Genomic DNA, 19,742 nt, shown 5'->3' with positions numbered 1-19,742 from the left:
ATTAAAATGAAAAAAGCAAATATAGCAATAGTTGGTGCAACTGGAATGGTTGGAAGAACATTTTTAAAGGTTTTAGATGAAAGGAATTTTGAAATTAATAATTTATATTTATTTTCATCTAAAAAATCAGCAAGTTCCAAAGTAGAATTCAGAGGAAAAGAATATATAGTTGAAGAGTTAACAGAAGATTCATTTAAGAGAAATATAGATATAGCTTTATTTTCAGCTGGTGGCAGTGTTAGTAAAAAGTTTGCTCCTATTGCAAGAGATAATGGAGTAATAGTAGTTGATAATTCTAGTGCATGGAGAATGGATAAAGATATACCTTTAGTAGTTCCAGAAGTAAACCCTGAAGATATAAATTGGAATAATGGTATAATAGCAAATCCAAACTGTTCTACAATTCAATCTGTAGTACCTCTTAAAGTACTTCATGATGCTTTTAAAATAAAAAGGATAATATATTCAACTTACCAGGCTGTTTCAGGTTCTGGTGTTGGTGGAATAATGGATTTAGAAAATGGAATAAATGGAGAACAAAATCAAAAGTATCCTCATCAAATAGCATATAACTGTCTTCCTCATATAGATGAATTTACCGAAAATCTATACACTAAGGAAGAAATAAAAATGATAGAAGAAACTAAAAAAATATTAAATGACCAAAATATAAGAGTTACAGCTACTACAGTTAGAGTTCCAGTTAAATATGGTCATAGTGTATCTATAAATGTAGAATTTGAAAAGGAATTTGAATTATCTAAAGTATATGAGCTACTTAAAAGTGTAGAAGGTATAGTGATAAAGGATGATATTAAAAATAATATATATCCAATGCCAATAGATGTTCAAGGGAAAAATGAAGTATACGTTGGAAGAATAAGAAGAGACTATAGTGTGGACAATGGAATTAATATGTGGGTAGTAGCTGATAATATTAGAAAGGGAGCAGCTACTAATACAGTTCAAATAGCGGAGTTATTATTAAATAATTTATAAATTGGAGGCTAATAGATATGAGTATATTTGTGGGTTGTGGAGTAGCACTAGTTACACCTTTTAAAAATGATAAAGTAGATTTTGGAAAATTAAGAGAAATAATAGAGTGGCATATAGAAAATGAAACAGATTCTATAATAATATGTGGAACAACTGGTGAATCTGCAACTATGAGTGATACAGAGAGAAGAGAAGTTATAAAATTCACTGTAGACGTAGTTAACAAAAGAATACCTGTTATAGCAGGGAGTGGAAGTAATAATACAGCATATTCAGTAGAATTAAGCAAGTATTGTGAAGAAGTTGGTGTTGATGGGTTATTAGTAGTAACACCTTATTACAATAAAGCTACTGAATTAGGATTAATAAAACATTATGAAGCTATAGCAAATAGTGTTGATTTACCAATAATACTTTATAGTGTACCAGGAAGAACAGGAGTAAATTTACCACCTAGTACAGTAAAGAAACTTTCCCAGATAAAAAATGTAGTCGCAATAAAAGAAGCTAGTGGAGATATAAGTCAAGTTGCTGAAATAGCTAGATTATGTGGTGAAGATTTCTATATATATAGTGGGAATGATGATATGGTAGTTCCTATATTATCATTAGGAGGTAAAGGAGTTATATCAGTTGTAGCTAACATATTACCAAAAGATACTCATGATATGGTTATGAATTACCTAAATGGAAATATAGAAAAGTCAAGAAAGCTACAATTAGAAATGAACGGACTTATAAATTCTTTATTTATAGAAGTTAACCCTATACCTGTAAAAACAGCCATGAATTTAATGGGTATGGACGTAGGAGAATTAAGATTACCACTTACTAATATGACTGAGAAAAACTTAGAAATATTAAAAAGTGAGATGAATAGATATGGAATAAATACAGAGGAGAAATAGTATGTTAAGAATAGGGATAAGTGGCTGTAATGGGGCTATGGGAAGAATTTTAACGCAAGTTATAGGTAAAATGGAGGATGCACAAATAGTTTTAGGCATAGATAGAAATACTAATTTATATAATAATAAATATCCTATATATGAAAGTGCATCAAAAGTAGATATAGACTGTGATGTAGTAATAGATTTCTCTAATCCTTGTAACTTAGATGAGTTATTAAAGCTTTGTGTAGAGAAAAAAATAGGTATGGTTATAGCTACTACAGGAATTAGTGAAGAACAAGAAGAAAAAATACAGGAAGCTTCTAAATATATACCTATATTTAAATCTTCAAATACATCATTAGGAATAAATGTACTTATAGACTTAGTTAAGAAAGCAGCTAATGTATTAAGTGATACTTTTGATATAGAAATTATAGAAAAACATCATAACAAAAAGATAGATGCACCTAGTGGAACAGCGTATATGATAGCTAATGCTATGAATGAAGAGTTAAATAATTCTATGACATATAGCTATGGAAGAGAAGGAAATGATACAGGAAGAAATAAAAAGGAAATAGGAATTCACGCAGTTCGTGGAGGAACTATACCAGGAGAACATACTGTAATATTTGCAGGGAGAGATGAAATAATAGAAATTAAACATACAGCACTTTCTAAAATCATATTTGCAGAAGGAGCTGTAAAAGCTGCAAAATACATTGCAAACAAAGAACCTAAATTATATTCTATGAATAATTTAATAAATAGCAACTAAGAAGGTACTAATAATAACTAAGAAGGGAATAATAATATGAATACTAATGAAAATAGCTTAAATAACAACCTTACAGATCCATATGAAATAGCAAAATTTATAAAAGAAGCTAAAAAAAGTACCCCTGTAAAAGTATACATAAAAGGTGAATTAAATAATGTAGATTTTCCAGGATGTAAAGTTTTTGGAGAAAATGGATTTAAGATTGTATTTGGACAAAATAGTGATATAGAGCATGTTTTAAATTCAAATAAAGATAAAATAGAGTATTTTGAAATAGAAAATGATAGAAGAAATTCAGCTATACCTATGTTAGATATGAAAAATATAAAAGCAAGAATAGAGCCAGGTGCAATAATAAGAGATAGAGTAAGCATAGGCGAAAATGCAGTAATAATGATGGGCGCAGTTATAAATATAGGTGCAGAAATAGGCGAAAATACTATGATAGATATGAATGCTGTTGTAGGTGCTAGAGGAACTATAGGCAAAAATGTTCACGTAGGAGCAGGATCTGTAGTAGCAGGAGTATTAGAGCCACCAAGTAAAACCCCTGTAATAATAGAAGATGATGTTATGATAGGTGCAAATGCTGTCATACTTGAAGGTGTAAAAGTAGGTAAAGGTGCAGTTGTGGCTGCAGGAGCTGTTGTAACTTGTGATGTAGAAGCAGGTACAGTTGTAGCAGGTACACCGGCTAGAGTTATAAAAGAAAAAGATGCAAAAACAGCAGATAAAGTAAAACTATTAGAAGACTTAAGATAATATATGAAAAGGTATATCAAGACTCTTAGGAGAATTAATATACCTTTTCATTTTAGGAGGAGACTATGAAAAATTTACAAGAACAAGATAAAAAATATATATTAAATACTTATAATAGAAGTGATTTGATAATAGATAAAGGAGAAGGTTCATACCTTTATGATATTGATGGAAGAGAATATCTTGATATGTATAGTGGGATTTCAGTAAATAATTTAGGCCATGATAAGGGAATTGTTGAAGCTATGATAAATCAAGCATCAAAATATATGCATTTATCTAACTACTTTGTTAGTGAGCCTGTTATTAACTTAGCAAAATTATTTGTAGAAAACACTTTTGCATCTAAGGTATTTTTTACAAATTCAGGTACAGAATCAAATGAAGCTGCTATAAAATTATGTAGAAAATATGGAAAGCAATTTAGTAATAATAAATATGAGTTATTATCTGCGTATAATTCTTTCCATGGTAGAACTAATGGCGGATTATCTCTTACTGGCCAAGAAAAATATCAAAAAGAATTCATGCCTCTTATACCAGGGGTTAGCCATTTTGAGTATAACAATATAGAATCCCTAAAGGAAAAAGTAAATCAAAATACTTGCGGTTTATTCTTAGAAGTAATTCAAGGTGAAGGCGGAATAGTTGAAGCATCACAAGAATTTATAGATGAGGTAGTAAGATTATCTAAAGAGTATAACTTCTTAGTAGTTATAGATGAAGTTCAAACAGGTATGGGAAGAACTGGTGATTTACTTGCTTATGAAAAATATAATTTTACACCAGATTTAGTAACCGTATCTAAATCTGTAGGTGGAGGAATACCTTTAGGAGCTATGCTAGTTAGTGAAGGTATAGAAGATATCTTAAAGCCAGGAGACCATGGAAGTACATTTGGAGGAAATCCAGTATCTTGTGCATGTGGAGAGTATGTAATGGATAAGTTAGTTAATACTAATTTATGCAGAGAGGTAAAACAAAAAGGCGATTATTTAATAACACAATTAAATAATTTAAAAGACAAATATCCTAAAGTAATAAAAGAAGTAAGAGGTAGAGGTCTTATGATAGGTGTTGATGTTGGAGAATATGCAAACAATATAAAGAAAATAGCACAAGAGAAAAAAGTATTATTAAATTCTACAAGCAACACAATAATAAGATTACTACCATCACTATATATAACTAAAGATGAAATGAATAAATTTTTAACAATATTTGAAGAAGTAATAATTTTATGTAGCAACTAGTTAATGGAGGTGAAATAATGATTCAATTTCAAAAACTTCAAGGTACAGGAAATGATTTTATAATATTTAGAGGTAGTGATTTAAATACTATAAATTATAATGAATTAGCAAAGAAAGCTTGTAATAGACACTTTGGAATTGGTGCTGATGGAATGATAGTAGTTGAGAAATCATCTGTAGCAGATGTAAAAATGTGTTTTTACAATTCAGATGGAAGTATAGCTACTATGTGTGGCAATGGAATAAGATGTTTTTCAAAATTTGTATATGAAAATAATATTGTAAATAATACTAAGTTTGATGTTGAAACTTTAGCTGGAATTATGAAGGTAGAAGTTGTTGTAGAAGATAATAAAGTAAACTTCGCCAAGGTTAATTTAGGTAAACCATCATTTTCAGCTAAGGAGATGCCAAAAAATACTGAAGATAAGTGCTATATTAATAAGGAAATTACTGTAGATAATGAGACATTTAAAATTAGTTCAGTAGTCATAGGAACTATCCATACTGTATTATTTGTAGAAGATTTTAATGATATGGATTTTGAAAGAATAGGCCCAAAAATAGAAAATAATGAAATCTTTCCTATGAAAACAAATGTGAATTTCTGTAAGGTTATAGATGAAGAAAATATTGAAGTCTTAACTTGGGAAAAAGGAGTAGGTATTACTCTTGCTTGTGGAACAGGAGCGGCTGCATCTGCTATAATAAGTTCAATTATTCATAATTGTAGTAAAAAGATAAATGTAAAAGTAAAAGGTGGAAAGCTTATTATAGAAGATAAAGAAGGAGAAATATATATGACAGGCCCTGCAGAGCTTATATGTAAAGGAGAGTATAATTATTGTGGTTAATTAGAATAGAAAAAGCAGCTATAACTTAGGGATAGATAAAATTAATCTATCTCTTTATTTTGTGCATACAGATAATTTATCACTTTATGAAGAATTTCAGAGGAAAAATATAATTAAAATAACAAGGGATGTAAAGAAAAATAAAGAATTTATTATAAGTAGATAATAAGATAAATTTACATATGATAAGCAAAAATAATACTTTTGTATAATATGACACTATCTATAGATAGTTTTATTATATGAGAGGATTAAAAATATTAATTATGGGGAGTTAATATTTTTAATAAGTAACAAAGGAAAAATGTACAAGTTAATCTATGGGGGGAGAGAATATGTACAAGGTTAGTGTGATAGTGCCAATTTATAATGCACAAAAAAATTTGAATAGGTGTTTAGACAGTATTAGAAATCAAACATATACAAATATGGAAATAATCCTAGTTGACAATGGTAGTACTGATAATTCAAAGCAAATTGCTAGGGGTTATGTCCGATTTGATAAAACAATTCAATTGCTTAATATGGAAGGTGGTAAACTTTGTGAGGCAATTAATTATGCAACAGAATGTGCCACAGGTAAATATATATTATATGTTGATAGTAAGGATAGCTGGTTAGACAAAAACATGATAAGCCTTATGGTAGAAAATCAAGAAAAATATAAATCAGATGCAATACAAGTAGATTCATATGATGTATACTTTGATAAATTATTATATGATGATAAATATAGTGAAGAAGATGGTGAAGGATTAATACTAGATAATAAATGTCTAATGGAAGAATTAAAAGCAAATAAAAGAGTAAAAAATGTTATTTGGGGCAAATTGTATAAAACAGATTTAATTAAAAGAATGATATTAGAAAATGAAGAAAAAACTAATGAGCTAAAATGGATATACGAAGTAATGAATATTATTGAAAGATACATAATACTTCATAAACCCGCTATTTATAATATCAAAGAAAATCAAATATAGTAATTTATAAATAGAATTAATATTTTATATTGCAGTATAAAAATATTTCAACTATCATTATTAATAGATACACAACTGACGGAAACAGGTGTTACCTGAGTAGGATTACCTACAGGGAGTGTATTAATAAAGATTAGTCGACCGTCTGGGCAGCATTATATAAATGCGTCCAGGCGTTTTTTATGCAATAAAACTTACTATGGATGCAAGTAAAATATAGGGAGGTATTACTATGAAAGAAATATCACTAAAATATGGATGTAATCCAAATCAAAAACCAGCAAGAATATTTATAGAAGAAAACAATGATTTACCTGTTACTGTATTAAATGGAAACCCAGGGTATATAAACTTTCTTGATGCTCTTAATGGTTGGCAGTTAGTTAAAGAACTAAAAGAAGCTACAGGACTTCCTGCTGCCACTTCTTTTAAACATGTGTCACCAGCTGGTGCAGCAGTTGGACTACCACTAGATGCAACACTTGCTAAAATATATTGGGTAGATGATTTGGGAGAACTATCACCACTTGCCAGTGCTTATGCTAGAGCCAGAGGAGCTGATAGAATGTCATCTTATGGTGATTTTATTGCATTGTCAGATGAGTGTGATATTCAAACTGCTAGGATTATCCAAAGAGAAGTTTCAGATGGAGTTATAGCACCAGCTTATTCTAAAGAAGCGTTAGAAATACTTAAAAGTAAAAAGAAGGGTAAATATAATATTATACAAATAGATTCATCTTATGTTCCAAACTCTATTGAGAAAAAGCAAGTATATGGAATTACTTTTGAACAAGGTAGAAATGAACTTAATGTTAATGATGATCTTTTATCAAATGTTGTAACTAAAAATAATCAAATTTCAAAGTCAGCAATTATGGATATGAAAATAGCTCTTATTACACTTAAATATACACAGTCTAATTCCGTTTGCTATGTAAAAAATGGTCAAACTATAGGTGTTGGAGCTGGCCAACAGTCAAGAGTTCATTGTACAAGATTGTCAGGACGAAAAGCTGATAATTGGTATCTTCGTCAATCATCACAAGTTTTTGATCTGGAGTTTATTGACACACTTAGTCGCGCAGAAAGAGACAACGCAATAGATGTATATATTGGTGATGAGTATGAGGATGTTCTTGCCGAAGGAAAATGGCAAAACATATTTAAAACAAAGCCAAAAGTATTTACTAGAGAAGAAAAAAGAATATGGATTTCAAAAAATGAAAATGTAACTTTAGGTTCAGATGCATTTTTCCCTTTTTCAGATAATATTGAAAGAGCATACAAAAGTGGAGTTAAATATATAGCACAACCAGGAGGATCACTAAGAGATGATCTTGTTATAAAGTGTTGTAATAAATACAATATGATCATGGTGTTTACGGGAATTAGATTATTTCATCATTAAAATATAAAAAAATCCTTAAAAGTTGGCAATTTGACAACCTTTAAGGATTTTTTTAATTACATTCTATAAATATGTAGGAGTTTAAGTATATATATTTTTTTAGTTTAATTATAATATTAAAGGTGTTAATATGTATTAAAGAGCATGATATTAGAAAGGAAATACTAACTATGAAAAAAGAATTAACATATTTTAATATAGAAGATCATTATGGTGGAAATCAAAATTGGTTTATAGATCCTATGATGAGATTGGGAGGTTGCGCCGCAGTTACAGCTTGTGATTTATGTGTTTATTTGAATATACTTAAAAATAGTGAGCATTTATATCCATTTGATGTAAGCTCTTTAACAAAAGCAGATTATATAAAATTCTCCCGTATTATGAAACCTTATCTTCGACCAAGAATGACAGGAATTAATACTTTACAATTATATATAGATGGGTTTGGAAAATATCTAGAAGATGTTGATGATAAAGAGATAAAGATGACAGCTTTTTCTGGAGATAACTCATTGCTGGATGGAGAAAAAGTAATTATAAATCAGATAAATAAAGAGATACCAATACCATTTCTTTTATTAAAACATAAAAATTCAAAGTTAAGGGAACTTGTATGGCATTGGTTTTTAATTGTTGGATATGAAAAAATTGACAATGACTTATTAATAAAAATAGCTACTTATGGGGATCATAACTGGATTTCATTTAAAGAACTATGGAATACAGGATATGAAGATAAAGGGGGAATGGTAGTTGTAGAAGAATATTCTAATTAAAATTTTGTGAAAGTTAAAAGGCGGTATATTCAAAACTAATACCACCTTTTAAAATTCTATTTTCCACTTAACCAAATATTAAAATCAACATTTAAGAAATCATCTATTTCTTTTGATAACTTTTCAGATAAATTAGAAACTCTTCCTTTAGAAACTACTTGAGGATTTATATATCTTTTTTTAGCAGGAATGTTAACCCAGTATCCATCATCAGGCTTTTCTTTGCTAGTAAATATTTGAGAAAAATTTATAAAATCATTCCACTTAGATTTTAACTCTTCATATTTCTGTAATTTATCAACAACTTCATCCTCTACAGTGTATAAGTCCTTCATACTTATAACATTTTTGTTTACTGCCAATTTTAATAAATCAGCTAAGTATTGCATGGAAAATCTATCTGCATTACAAGTATACACTTTAGAATTTTCAATGGATACAGCTGTGAATTCCATAGCCTTATCTAAAGTAGAAAATGAAATTTCGCTTTGTCCAAATTCATTTATACTTATTACTAAGTCATCGTACATTTCTTTTATTTCTTCCATAGATTTAAAACCATAGTAAAAAGCATTACCTAAAGTATATTCTAACCTGTCTGCAGAAAGAAGAGGAGAGTCGTTATCTGCAATAGGATACATATGATAGTCATAAACATCTTTAGTGCTTAAATCATATTTTTTTAATATGTTTTGTATTTCTTTAGAGTTTCCTATAATCTCTTCTGTTTTTTCTTCTGTAGATTCTTGTGTCTCATGATCTCCATTTAAAAAATCAATTACATGAGCAAATACAGGAGAACTAATATCGTGTAAAAGGCCCGCTATAGATTGTTTTATATCCTTTGTAAAGTGCCAAATTATAAGCGCCACACCTATACTATGCTCATATCTAGTATAATTTTTACCTTTTGAGAATATAGGAAAGCTAGTATATTCGCATCCACAGTTCATACCCACATTGCTAAGTCTTTTAAATTCGGGTGTATTTATTAATTCCTTTATGAAAACAGGAAAATCCTTACTATATATACCAATTAAATTCAAATTAATACCTCCTTTAAATTTCTAATAAAAACTTATTATATAATACAGTATAGATAGTTGCAATTTAAAAATATAAATAAATTAAAACCTTTTGTGAAATATAAAGGTCTAATAAATAAAGAGTAAAATAAATAATAAGAGGGTAAAATAAATTATTTATGAGGGGAGAATGGTGATGATGATTAGAAATAAGAAATTAAGTAAACTAGTATTTATTATCATGATGATTATAGCAGTATTTGTCTTAAATGGTTGTAGTAATAAGGATGAAATAAAAAATACTGTGAAGAATTACAACAAGTTATTAAGTGAAGAAAATTATGATGAATTATATGAAACTTTAACAACAGATTCTAAAAACTACATAAAAGAAGAGTTTGGTGGGAAAGAAGAATTTATAAAAAAATACTCAGTAATTTATTCAGCTATGAACGTAAGTAACATAAAAATAGATGTGGGAGAGATTAAAAATAAATCAGAAATACCTATTAGCGTTTCTATGAATACTATTGGAGGAAAATTAAAATATGATAATGCAACAATTAAGCTGAAAAAAGAAGATAACAAGTATAAGATATGCTGGGATGAAAGCTTAATATTACCTGAGATGGTTAAAGGAGATAAGATAAAGGTTAAAATAACTAAGGGTAATAGAGGTAAAATACTAGATAGAGATGAAAACTTATTAGCATACAATGGAGAAGCAAATTATGTAAACATAGACAGTAAAGTATTTAAAAAAGATAGTATAAAGGATTTAGCTAAAATACTTGATATAAGTGAAGAATATATAGAAAATAAAATTGCAAGTAATACTAATCCAGAGTATGCCATAAATATTGTAAAACTTTCAGAATATGAAAAAGATAAGTTGGAGAAAGTTTCAAAAATAGAAGGAATAACTATACAACAGGTCACATCTAGAGTTTATGCAAAAGGTGAGGCTTTTGGAAGTTTGTTAGGATATATAGGTAGTATAACAGCAGAAGAGTTGGAGAAAAAATCTGATAAAAACTATACAAGTAGTAGTCAAATAGGTAAAAATGGATTAGAGCAAGTTTATGAAGATAAATTAAAAGCTACAGATGGAGTTCATATATATATTGAAAGAGAAGGCAATAATGTAACAGTAGCTAAGACAAATGCCAGTGATGGAGAAGATATAAAGCTAGCCATAGACTCCAAACTACAAAAAGAAGTATATGATCAAATGGATAAAGAAAAAGGAGCATCCATAGCAATGGATTCGACTAGTGGAGAAGTATTAGCCATGGTAAGCTCACCTTCCTATGACTCTAACACCATGGTAACTTACAAAACTAAAGAAATAGCAAAAGAGTGGGAAGAAAATAAAAATGCATGCTTTGATAATAGAACAAATAATTTATACTCACCAGGTTCTACTATGAAACTTATAACAGCATCTATAGGATTGGAAAATAAAATAATAAATCCAAATGAAAAAATGAAAATAGAAGGACTAAATTGGCAAAAATCATCTTCCTGGGGAAATTATAAAGTTACTAGAGTAAAAGATATAAGCTCTGTAAATTTATATGATGCTATTGTAAACTCTGACAATATTTATTTTGCAGATAAAGCTATTAAAATAGGTAGTGAGAATTTTATAGAAGGAGCAAAGAAATTTGGTTTAGGATTAGATATGAATTTTGAATATCCTATGGCAAAATCTCAAATATCAAACAGTGGTACAATAGAAAATGAAATTTTATTGGGAGATACAGGTTACGGACAAGGAGAAGTTTTAACCACTCCTCTGCAAGTAACTATGGCATATTCAGCTTTAGCAAATGAAGGAAAAATTATGACGCCAAGACTTGTGATAAGCGAAAATAAGGAAGAAAAAGTATATAAGGAAGCTATAAGAAAAGAAGATTTAAAAGAATTACAAAAGGATTTTTCTGGGGTTATAGACGACCCTAATGGAAGTGGACATTTATGTAAAATAGAGGGAGTTAATTTGGCAGGTAAAACAGGAACAGCAGAAATAAAATCTACTAAAGAAGATCAAAGTGGAAATGAAAATAGTTGGTTTGTTGCTGTTGACTTGGAAGACTCTAAGTTAGCCATATCCATGGTTATGGAAAACATGAAAGACAAATCCACATCAAAATATTTAGTACCTAAAGTAAAAAATATAATGAAAAGCTATCTTTTAGAAGATAAATAATAAAGAAGGTCAACTTTCATAAGTTGACCTTTTGTTGTTTACCTTAATATTTTAAAGTTGAAATTCCTCATTATCATGATTTATTTCCAATATTTTATCTTTATAATTTAAAGCATGATTAGAAGCTTTAAAAATTTTAACTAAAGAATAGGTTCTCCAAAAATGCATTGGAAATGCTATTTTAGTATTAGTATTTCTCATAAAATAATCAAAACCTAAATAATATTGATCACCCTGTCTAGAATCTAAAGGTAGGAAGGCTATATCTATGCTTTTTCCTTTTATTTTATTTACTGAATCTTTAAACAATTTTTCGGCATAAGCATTTTCTTCAGGAGAATTTTCTCCTTCCCAATGCCACCAGTTTAAATCGCCAGCATGATAAATCCTTTTGTTTTCAACTTTCACAGTAAAGGCCACACCTAAGTCACTAGACTCTAGAGTTTCTACTCTTAAATTATCAATTAATAATTTTTCATTTGCACCTATAAGTTTTATATTTTCAGATTTTGAAGCATTTATATCATTAGATAATATATAGGTTACGTCAGGATGTATCTTGTTCAGTTTAAAAACACTTTTATTAAAATGGTCGTGATGAGAGTGACTAGAAAATACATACAACTTTTTATTTTTATCAAACTCTGGAAGATTTCCTTGAAAGTAGTCAAAAAGTAATATGCAATTGTTAAGTTCCACAACAAAGCTACTATGATGAATATATGTTATTTTCATATTAAAATCCTTTCTTAAATTAATTATTTTAAATTCCCACCTATTAGCTTGAGTAAGGTCGTTGCCTGAAATTTCATGGCGCCCACGTAGTGGCTTAAGTGAAGCAAATTTTTTATATATTATGTAAATTATAATTTTATTATATATGAAGTTCAATAAATAATCTAAGATATTTATAAAACTTCATAAGTTCAACATAATTTATTTATTATGACTAGAATGTCACATTAAGCCACCTTATCATATTTTTTAACTTATTGTATAATAATTATAAATGATGAAAAATTTGGAGGTTGTTATGATAAAGATTCTTATGGTAGAAGACGATTCTACAATAGCTTTTGGTGTGAAATACGCCCTAGAACAAGAGGGTTTCAAAATAGATATATGCAAAGATTTAGAAAGTGCTAGACTTAATATAAACGAAAAATCCTATGACGTAATTCTTTTAGATGTAATGTTGCCAGATGGTAATGGTTATGATTTTTGTAAAGAAATAAGAGAAATAAAAGATATACCTATAATTTTTTTAACAGCATGTGATGACGAGGTAAATATAGTCATGGGACTTGATATTGGTGGAGATGATTATATGACAAAACCTTTTAGAGTAAGAGAACTTATATCTAGAATAAAGGCAGTAGTTAGAAGAAATAAAGGAGAAGACAAGGGGAAGAAAATTTTAAAATATAAAGATTTAAGTATTTATACTTTAGAGGCTAGAGTTTATAAAGGTAGAGAAGAAGTATTTTTAACTTCTGCTGAGTACAAGTTATTATTAATCTTAATTCAAAATGAAAATATAGTTTTAAGCAGAAATCAAATCTTAGAGAAATTATGGGACGTAACTTATGATTTTATCAATGATAATACATTAACTGTTTATATAAAACGCCTTAGAGAAAAAATTGAAGATGATTCAAGCAATCCAAAGTTAATAATTACAGTAAGAGGTATGGGATACAAATGGAGTGGAAGTGAAGCTAATGATTAGATACAATGTGGAAATGAAAAGTTTTATAAGGCGCTTTAGTGTTCTATTTTTAATTGCTATTGTTATGTGTGGCGGAGTAACATTACTTAATTTAAGTATTATAAAAGAAAAAGTAGTTGAAAATAATCAAGCAATTATAGGAAATATTCTAGCAGAAAGACCTGAACTGGAAGAAGATATTATAGATATAGTTACACAGGGAAATTCAAAAGATAATATGGGTTTGGGTAAAGAAATACTAAGTAAATATAATTATAATAGTAATATAAGTTTGAAAAATGAGCCTATTATAAATGAAAGTATAAGATACATTTTTAATATTAATTGGGTGTTCCTATGTATTATTTTAATATTATTTATTATCATTGCCTTAAGTTATTTTAGAAAAATTTATGAAGATATAAAAGATATGACAGACTATGTTTATAATAGTTCTGAAGGTCGAAAATTTGAAATGAAAAATAGAAATCAAGATGGTCAAATAGGTCTTTTAAAAACTGAATTAATTAAAATGACTAATATATTAAAAGAAAAAGCAGAGCTTTTAAATAATGAAAAGATATTTTTAAATAATACTATTTCAGATATATCTCATCAGTTAAAAACACCTATGACATCTTTAGTAATCTTAAATGACTTAATGTATGAAGACTTACCAAAAGAAACAAAAATAGAATTTCTAGATAAAATAAAATCCCAATTAAATCGTATGGAATGGCTAGTAAAAAGTATGTTGAAGCTTTCCAAAGTTGAAGCCAAAGTAATAAACTTTGAGAAAAAAGAAGTTAAAATTAATGAATTAATTAAAAGGTCAGTTGCTCCAAGTTTAATTCCTATGGAAATTAAAAATATAGAATTAAGTATAAGTGGAGATGAAAATACAAGTTATATTGGTGATATAAATTGGTCTAGTGAAGCTTGTGTAAATATAATAAAAAACTGTATAGAACACACTCCACAGGGAGGGAAAATAAATATTAACTATGATCAAAACCCTCTATACTGTGAGGTTGTAATAAAAGATAGTGGAGAAGGAGTAGATAAGAAAGATTTGCCTCATATTTTCAAAAGATTTTATAAAGGTAAAACCTCAAAGGAAGATAGTGTGGGGATAGGTCTTGCCATGTCTAAGTCTATTATAGAAAGTCAAAATGGAGATATATACGTAAAAAGTGAAAAAAATGAAGGAACTGAGTTTCATATAATTTTTCATAAAACTTATGGTGACTAATTTGTAATTTTACATTCACCAAGATGTAAGTATGAAAACCTATAATAAAAATATAAATTAAAACTTACAAAAGTTAGTGAAAAATTATGGAGGATAATATGGAAATTTTAAGAATTGAAAATTTGTGTAAAATCTATGGCAAAAACGAAGCTAAAGTTGAGGCTTTAAAAAACATAAACTTATCTATAAATAAAGGAGAGTTTGTTGCTATAGTCGGTCCTAGTGGAAGTGGGAAAAGTACTTTATTACATCTATTAGGAGGCGTGGACAAGCCGAGTGAAGGCGAAGTTTATATAAATGATGTGAATATATATAACTTAAAAGAAAAGGACTTATCCATATTTAGAAGAAGAAATGTAGGGCTAATATATCAGTTTTATAACTTAATACCAGTACTTTCTGTTAAGGAAAATATACTTCTTCCTGCAGAACTAGATAATAGAAAAATAGATCAAGAGTACTTAGATGATTTATTGAAAACTTTAGGGCTTAAAGATAGGGAAAATCATCTTCCAAATGAGCTAAGTGGTGGTCAACAACAAAGAACTTCCATAGGGAGGGCTTTAGTAAATAGACCTGCCATAGTTTTAGCTGATGAGCCTACAGGAAATCTAGATAGTAAAAACTCAAAAGAAGTTATAGAGCTATTAAAGTTATCCGTGAAAAAATATAAGCAGACTCTTATAATGATAACTCATGATTTAAACATAGCTCTTCAAGCAGATAGAGTTATAACTATAGAAGATGGAATCATAAAAAGTGATGAGGTGATCTAAATGAATTTATACACATCTCTTACACTTAGATATTTAAAAGAAAATAAAAAAAGAACTATAGTTACAATAATAGGAATTATATTATCTACTGCATTAATTTGTGGTATAGGAACTATCTATAACAGTTTGATGGATTATGAAATTAGAGAAACTGTGGAAAGAGAAGGAGATTTCCATGCCACATTTTATGATGTACAAAAGAAGGATTTAAGTAAAATAACTAAAAGTGCAGGCATATCTAAATATGCTTATAGTGAAAATTTAGATTTTGGAAAGTATAGCGATGATAATGATTTATTAGACTTAAAGTCTTATGATAAAGGTGCTTTTGATGGATTTCAAATATCTTTAAAAGAAGGTAAGATGCCAACGAACAATAAAGAAATAGTGATTAGTGAAGATTCAAGAATACTTAGAGAAAAGAAAATCAGAGATACAGTCACTCTTAACGTGGGAAAACGAGTAACTAAAGATGGTGAGGCTTTAACAGGTTATTGGGTAAGTGATGATGAAAAACTTGTTGATGGGAAAAAAGAAGAATACAAAATCGTGGGTATAATAAATAAACCTGGGTTTGAATATGGAAAGCAAGTTACAACAGCTATAACTTATTTGGATATAAATAATATTGGAATTAAGGAAGGTATTAATGTATCAATTACTGCAAACAACCCAAAAGAAATTTATGATATAGCGCCAGTTATTGCTAAGAACTTAGGTTTAAAAGTAAAAAATGTAGATGGAGAAGAAGATTCTTCTTATTATAATAATGACAATGGTGTATACTATGAAAATCTAAGTTTTAATGAACATTTATTAAGATTACAAAGTGCCAGTGCTTATGACAATATTAATGGATCTATTGATAAGATTATAATACTAGTTACATCTTTAGTAATTATTTGTACCATAGCAACAGTATATAATGCATTTTCCATATCTATTAGTGAACGTAAGAAACAATTTGGGATTTTAAATTCCATAGGGGCAACAAAAATACAAACTACAAAACTTGTATTAATGGAAGCTTTTATAGTAAGTATTATAGGTATACCTATAGGATTATTAGCAGGTACATTTGCCATAGATATGGTATTTAAAATAATAGGGAAATTTTATGGAAGCTCTATAATAGGAGATCTAGGATTAAGGGTGGTATATAGTCCAACTATTATTATATTAAGTGCAGTGATAGTTATAATAACTATATTAATATCAGCTGTATTGCCAGCAAGACAAGCTGCAAAAATATCACCACTTGAAGCCATAAAAAATAGTAGTAATTTAAAAATAGGAAAAGTCAAAGATTCAAAAATAGTAAGAGCCTTATTTAAAGCAGAAGGAGTTCTTGCTTATAAAAACTTAAGAAGAAATAAAAAGAAATTTAGAATAACTTTATTTTCTCTTATTATAAGTGTTGTTATATTTATATCTTTTAGTGGATTTATGACTTTATTCATCAATGCTAATAAAATACAGTATGGAGAAGCAAATTATGATTTGTATTTATCTTCAAATAGTACAATGGATAAAAATTCATTAGAAGAATTAAAAAATATAGATGGTGTAAACAGACTTTCTGCAGCTAATGATTATGGAATGGGAATTTATCTGCCAGAAGATAAAATATCTAAAGACAATAAAGATATAATAGATGGATATTTTTCAACCGAAAAAATAAACAATAAAACTGCATATGATATACAAAATTGTATAACAAAGATGCCAGGAGATTTTGAAATAAGTAAAATAAATCTTAAAGAAGGTAGTTTTGATAAAAAAGAAGCTATAAAAGAAAAAGGAGTAATACTTGTAAGAAAAAGTTACTATGAAGAGCCTGGTAAAAAATATGAACTTGAGTTAACAAATTATAAAGTTGGAGATACAATTACAGCCTATAATTTAGATTATGAGGGAGAAAAAGAAATAAGAAAAGAAATTAAATTTAAAATAATGGCTATAACTGATGATATACCAATAGGTAGCTCATCATATAACAACATGGGATTAGATTTTATAACATACGATGAAGTAGGAAAAAAACTTGGATATGATGTAAGTACTCATAATATTCATATATCTACAAATAAAGAAGAAGATACAAGAAATGCAGTAAAAGATATTGCAAACAAGTATGGATATGATGTAACTGATAAAATGGAAGAAGTAAAAGAAATGGAAGATACTCTTATAGTAATGCAAATCTTTGTGTATGGATTTGTTACAGTAATTTCTTTAGTAAGTATAACGAATATAGTAAATACAATTAGTACAAATATAAACTTAAGAAAAAGAGAACTTTCTATAATTAAATCCATAGGAGTAACACCTAGAGGATTTAATAAGATGATATACCTAGAAAGTTTACTATATGGAATTTTATCATTACTGTATGGTATTCCTATAGGAATTGGTCTCGTAGCTCTTATGAATGTGATATTAGGTGATGTTATTCAGTTTGGATTAGTGCTTCCTTATGGGGCAATTATTATATCCTTAATAGGCATATTTGTAATTACATTTATTTCATCATATATTCCTATGAAGAAAATAAATAAAGAAAATATAATTGAAAATATTAGACAAGAGAGTATATAAGTCAAAAAAATAGATAGCTACTACTAGCTATCTATTTTTTATTTAAAAGGATTTTCAATTATATTTATTAAATCTGATGATTCAACTTGTTTAGCAGTATTTTCATAAGATTTTTTTATTTTGCTCTCTGATAAATTATCTATTTTATCTAAATCTGATTTATTTGCAATAGGCACTATTTCGTAAATATACTTAGCAGTTTTGCTATTGTAATATTTATTTAGCCAAGTAGGTATACAAGTGACTTTTTCAACTTTTGCCTTCTCATTATTACTTTTACTTATGTCTATATTTATCATTAGACCATCTTCTGTATATTGGTTAAATTGATCTCTAGTTTGGTTAGATAAGAAGTTCCCAAGAGAATAAGCAATTACAGTTTGGTGTTTATTATCACTAGACTTTATAGTTGTTACAGGCTGTACAACATGAGGGTGAGAACCTATTATAACGTTCACACCAGCATCGCAAAGTTTTTGTGCTAGTTCCTTTTGGAAAGAATTTTCTTTAAGAGAATATTTATCTCCCCAGTGTAAATACACTATTTGTAAATCAGTATTCTTCATTTTTTTAAGCGTGTAGTTTATATTGTTAAATGCTCTATCTACACTTGTAGAATCAAAAATATTAACACTGTTTTTGTATTCATCAGATATTTTAACATCATTTAAATATTTGCTATCACCAATAATTCTTCCATAAGAATAAGAAGTAATACCTACATTAATATCATTGATTTCTTTTACTATAAATCTTTCATCATTACTTTCTCTAGTTCCAACTACATCAAGATTTTTATCTCTTAAGGTAGCAAGAGTATTTTTAATACTTAAGTAACCCTTATCATAAGCATGATTGTTTGCTGTGGAAATTAAATCAAAACCAGCATATTTTAAACCATCGGCAAGCTCATCTGGTGAATTAAATTTTGGATAAGAGCTATATCTATAAACTTTATTTCCAGTTAATGTTGTTTCTAAATTAACCGTGGAATAATCAGCTTTTTCAACGTATTTTTTTACATACTCAAAGTTATTATTGAAGTTATATTTTGCACTAGATACATTGTATTGTGCAGTTAATTGAGGATTATAAACCATAGTATCCCCTACAGCTAATAAAGAGGCTTTATTAACTTCTTCATTTTTAGGCGTAAATACAGACGCTTCTTGCGATTTATTTTTAGAGAAGATGGATGTTTTATTAATAATACCAAAAGAAAATGCTCCCATAATTAATATACTTAAGCAAAAACAAATAAGAAATTTCTTAGTATTACGATTGTTATAGTTATACATTTTTTTGCCCCCTATCTTAAAAATATAAAATATTCATATAACTTTATATTATATATAAATTAGCATATTTTCAATGAAAAGTTTTATTTTGTATATTTAAGAGTTTTTTTGGAAATAACTAAGTTAAACAAAATACAATAATATATAAAAAATAAAAC

17 protein-coding genes and 1 riboswitch are annotated in these 19,742 nt (G+C 28.0%); of the genes, 14 read left to right on the top strand and 3 right to left on the bottom strand.

Annotation, left to right across the window (positions count from 1 at the left end; genetic code table 11):
- Nucleotides 1–6: 6 nt before the first annotated feature.
- The 9 genes from TVTCOM_RS13800 to TVTCOM_RS13760 all read left to right on the top strand — a co-directional run bounded on the left by TVTCOM_RS13800 (nt 7) and on the right by TVTCOM_RS13760 (nt 8,715).
- On the top strand, nt 7–999 hold the full coding sequence (locus tag TVTCOM_RS13800; protein ID WP_434796853.1) for an aspartate-semialdehyde dehydrogenase: 993 nt from the start codon (nt 7–9) through the stop codon (nt 997–999).
- Nucleotides 1,000–1,016: 17 nt separating this feature from the next.
- Entirely contained in the window at nt 1,017–1,907 is an 891-nt protein-coding gene (dapA, locus tag TVTCOM_RS13795; protein WP_434796852.1) for a 4-hydroxy-tetrahydrodipicolinate synthase, read from the top strand.
- 1 nt (nt 1,908) lies between these two features.
- The gene (gene dapB / locus TVTCOM_RS13790) at nt 1,909–2,670 is read left to right on the top strand and encodes a 4-hydroxy-tetrahydrodipicolinate reductase (protein WP_434796851.1); all 762 of its coding nucleotides are present in this window, start codon (nt 1,909–1,911) and stop codon (nt 2,668–2,670) included.
- 36 nt (nt 2,671–2,706) lie between these two features.
- A complete protein-coding gene (gene dapD, locus TVTCOM_RS13785) occupies nt 2,707–3,435 on the top strand; it encodes a 2,3,4,5-tetrahydropyridine-2,6-dicarboxylate N-acetyltransferase (protein WP_434796850.1) in 729 nt (242 codons plus the stop codon).
- Nucleotides 3,436–3,500: 65 nt separating this feature from the next.
- The gene (locus tag TVTCOM_RS13780) at nt 3,501–4,688 is read left to right on the top strand and encodes an aspartate aminotransferase family protein (protein ID WP_434796849.1); all 1,188 of its coding nucleotides are present in this window, start codon (nt 3,501–3,503) and stop codon (nt 4,686–4,688) included.
- Between the two features lie 17 nt (nt 4,689–4,705).
- Nucleotides 4,706–5,542, top strand: a complete 837-nt coding sequence (dapF, locus tag TVTCOM_RS13775) for a diaminopimelate epimerase (protein WP_434796848.1) — start codon at nt 4,706–4,708, stop codon at nt 5,540–5,542.
- A gap of 335 nt (nt 5,543–5,877) precedes the next feature.
- Nucleotides 5,878–6,525 carry a glycosyltransferase family 2 protein gene (locus TVTCOM_RS13770; RefSeq protein WP_434796847.1) on the top strand — a complete coding sequence of 216 codons (648 nt, stop codon included), beginning with the start codon at nt 5,878–5,880 and terminating at the stop codon, nt 6,523–6,525.
- Between the two features lie 61 nt (nt 6,526–6,586).
- Nucleotides 6,587–6,683: riboswitch (ZMP/ZTP riboswitch) on the top strand.
- A 74-nt stretch (nt 6,684–6,757) separates the two neighbouring features.
- Nucleotides 6,758–7,936 (top strand): phosphoribosylaminoimidazolecarboxamide formyltransferase, encoded by a 1,179-nt coding sequence (locus TVTCOM_RS13765; protein ID WP_434796846.1) that lies wholly within the window; start codon nt 6,758–6,760, stop codon nt 7,934–7,936.
- Between the two features lie 170 nt (nt 7,937–8,106).
- Entirely contained in the window at nt 8,107–8,715 is a 609-nt protein-coding gene (locus TVTCOM_RS13760; RefSeq protein ID WP_434796845.1) for a hypothetical protein, read from the top strand.
- 56 nt (nt 8,716–8,771) lie between these two features.
- Here TVTCOM_RS13760 and TVTCOM_RS13755 read toward each other — a convergent pair whose 3' ends face one another.
- A complete protein-coding gene (locus TVTCOM_RS13755) occupies nt 8,772–9,761 on the bottom strand; it encodes an HD domain-containing protein (RefSeq protein ID WP_434796844.1) in 990 nt (329 codons plus the stop codon).
- Nucleotides 9,762–9,936: 175 nt separating this feature from the next.
- Between TVTCOM_RS13755 and TVTCOM_RS13750 the strand changes: the two genes are divergently transcribed.
- Nucleotides 9,937–11,952, top strand: a complete 2,016-nt coding sequence (locus TVTCOM_RS13750) for a penicillin-binding transpeptidase domain-containing protein (protein WP_434796843.1) — start codon at nt 9,937–9,939, stop codon at nt 11,950–11,952.
- Between the two features lie 51 nt (nt 11,953–12,003).
- Here the strand turns inward: TVTCOM_RS13750 and TVTCOM_RS13745 are convergent, their stop codons facing one another.
- A complete protein-coding gene (locus TVTCOM_RS13745; RefSeq protein WP_434796842.1) occupies nt 12,004–12,687 on the bottom strand; it encodes an MBL fold metallo-hydrolase in 684 nt (227 codons plus the stop codon).
- Nucleotides 12,688–12,985: 298 nt separating this feature from the next.
- On the opposite strand from TVTCOM_RS13745, the gene TVTCOM_RS13740 reads away from it, so the two are divergent.
- The 4 genes from TVTCOM_RS13740 (at nt 12,986) to TVTCOM_RS13725 (ending at nt 18,286) form a co-directional block, all read left to right on the top strand.
- The gene (locus TVTCOM_RS13740; RefSeq protein ID WP_434796841.1) at nt 12,986–13,681 is read left to right on the top strand and encodes a response regulator transcription factor; all 696 of its coding nucleotides are present in this window, start codon (nt 12,986–12,988) and stop codon (nt 13,679–13,681) included.
- Nucleotides 13,674–14,912 (top strand): sensor histidine kinase, encoded by a 1,239-nt coding sequence (locus tag TVTCOM_RS13735; RefSeq protein ID WP_434796840.1) that lies wholly within the window; start codon nt 13,674–13,676, stop codon nt 14,910–14,912. Before TVTCOM_RS13740 ends, TVTCOM_RS13735 begins: the two co-directional genes overlap by 8 nt.
- A 98-nt stretch (nt 14,913–15,010) precedes the next feature.
- Complete coding sequence (locus tag TVTCOM_RS13730) at nt 15,011–15,688, top strand: ABC transporter ATP-binding protein (protein ID WP_434796839.1); 678 nt, start codon at nt 15,011–15,013, stop codon at nt 15,686–15,688.
- A complete protein-coding gene (locus TVTCOM_RS13725) occupies nt 15,689–18,286 on the top strand; it encodes an ABC transporter permease (protein ID WP_434796838.1) in 2,598 nt (865 codons plus the stop codon).
- Between the two features lie 38 nt (nt 18,287–18,324).
- On the opposite strand, the gene TVTCOM_RS13720 is transcribed toward TVTCOM_RS13725, so the two are convergent.
- Nucleotides 18,325–19,584, bottom strand: coding sequence for a CapA family protein (locus tag TVTCOM_RS13720; RefSeq protein WP_434796837.1), 1,260 nt, complete (start codon nt 19,582–19,584; stop codon nt 18,325–18,327).
- Between the last annotated feature and the right edge of the window lie 158 nt (nt 19,585–19,742).

Origin of the sequence: Terrisporobacter vanillatitrophus (genome assembly GCF_051148895.1) — a bacterium.
Classification (GTDB): domain Bacteria; phylum Bacillota; class Clostridia; order Peptostreptococcales; family Peptostreptococcaceae; genus Terrisporobacter; species Terrisporobacter vanillatitrophus.
Note: the sequence above shows the minus strand (reverse complement) of the source record. Positions and strands in the feature narration are given on the sequence as shown.